Origin of the sequence: Pseudoalteromonas denitrificans DSM 6059, from assembly GCF_900112265.1 — a bacterium.
GTDB classification, from domain to species: Bacteria; Pseudomonadota; Gammaproteobacteria; order Enterobacterales; family Alteromonadaceae; genus Pseudoalteromonas; species Pseudoalteromonas denitrificans.
The window spans coordinates 1-1,370 of the sequence record NZ_FOLO01000124.1 but is presented as its reverse complement, the minus strand read 5'-3'; the positions used below and the strand labels follow the sequence as shown (position 1 = coordinate 1,370).

The 1,370-nt window shown below is 35.5% G+C and carries 1 protein-coding gene and 1 pseudogene; one reads left to right on the top strand and one right to left on the bottom strand.

The features are described from left to right. Positions 1 to 92: 92 nt before the first annotated feature. Positions 93 to 449 (bottom strand): annotated as a pseudogene (locus BM088_RS26900) (IS110 family transposase); the annotation flags it as partial. Here BM088_RS26900 and BM088_RS26895 point away from each other — a divergent pair. Then, positions 450 to 1,001 (top strand): hypothetical protein, encoded by a 552-nt coding sequence (locus BM088_RS26895; RefSeq protein WP_091992018.1) that lies wholly within the window; start codon positions 450 to 452, stop codon positions 999 to 1,001. Positions 1,002 to 1,370 lie beyond the last annotated feature (369 nt).

Below are 1,370 nucleotides of genomic sequence, written 5' to 3'. Positions count from 1 at the left end.
CTGGGTTACCAAAGTCCAAATAAATTTGAATTATTGAATAAAGAATTAAAAATGGTTGCTTAACTAGGGTGACTGAATTTAGTTGACCAGGTCACAGCTTGTTGTTCTTCGTTTTTAATAGTGACAAAACGTGTTTTAGGTCTAGTAGCAGCTTCACAAATTGCTTCAGCATCATTGGCATCATTTTTTTCATTTTGGCGATAAGGAATAACAAATTTAGAAGCCATAATACGTACATCGTGTCCGAGTTTGGTAAATTCTCTTGCCCAGTAATGAGAGCCAGAGCAGGCTTCCATCGTAATAATACAAGGTGGAAGCTGAGTTATTTCTTTTAATAGCTTGTTTCTTTTAATAGTTTTACGTAATTTACACTTGTCATGTTTATCAACACCATGGATACTAAAAACTAATTTGGCTAAATCGATGCCAACAACTTTAATTAAAGACATATGGGCTCTCCATTTTTTGAATGTTTGCACTTTCAATATGGCACAAATGCCAATTGGATGGGGAGTCCATATCATTCATTATATGCCAAAGGGAGAACGATGGAGCAATTAACAATTACAGCGGATCTTGAAGATTACGCTGTAGGTTTATCTGGTAAGCTAAATTTAAATGAGTTCTCTGGTATTGGTGAAGCATGGTTTAATGCAGATGACGTTAAGACCTTTTGCAAAAACCTTAAGCTGCTTTCTTCAAAAATGGATGGAGCAGCAGAGTTAATTGGTTCGCAATCTAAACCTAATCACAGTGAATATTTAGAAACATTATCACTGCGATGCAACGTACTTTCATCGAGTAAATTAAATGGAATTGTTGGAGTTCATGTGATGCTTGCTGATCACCCATATAGTGATTGTCGAAAAGAAGAAATTCGTAAAATATCAGGTGAACTTCAGGTACGAAACCATAAAATGGAAGAGTTTTCTAATAACTTATTACAATTATTAAATGGCAATAGGAATCAAGTAGTTCTGCATGGTGGTGCTGGCATATAATAAACAAGTGACTATGGTTGTTAACACCAAGCGACTTTGTCGTATCTTAATTACCAAGCGATTCTGTCGTAGTAGCTAATTACCAAGGAAAACTGTCGGTCTCTTTTTATACATCTCTGTTAGTGTTATTTCTTCTTAATACTAAGGGGGTGTTGAGGATGATTGTGATGGATTCTAAAGCTCAACTCACAGTTGATATCGTTGCGAAAGTTATCGAAGATAGAATAACAATTGCCAATGCGGCCAAATTACTCTGTAAGTCTCGACGCACTATTGGGCGTTGAGGCTGTAGAATTTATATAAAAGAGACACTTTTAGTGTCTTTTTTGAGTTTTACTATTTGTATGAATATTAAGCTTGATGCAGATC

Bases quoted from the DNA above. Each gene is read 5' to 3' on its own strand.
- BM088_RS26895 (WP_091992018.1), top strand. From the start codon at position 450: ATGGGCTCTCCATTTTTTGAATGTTTGCACTTTCAATATGGCACAAAT.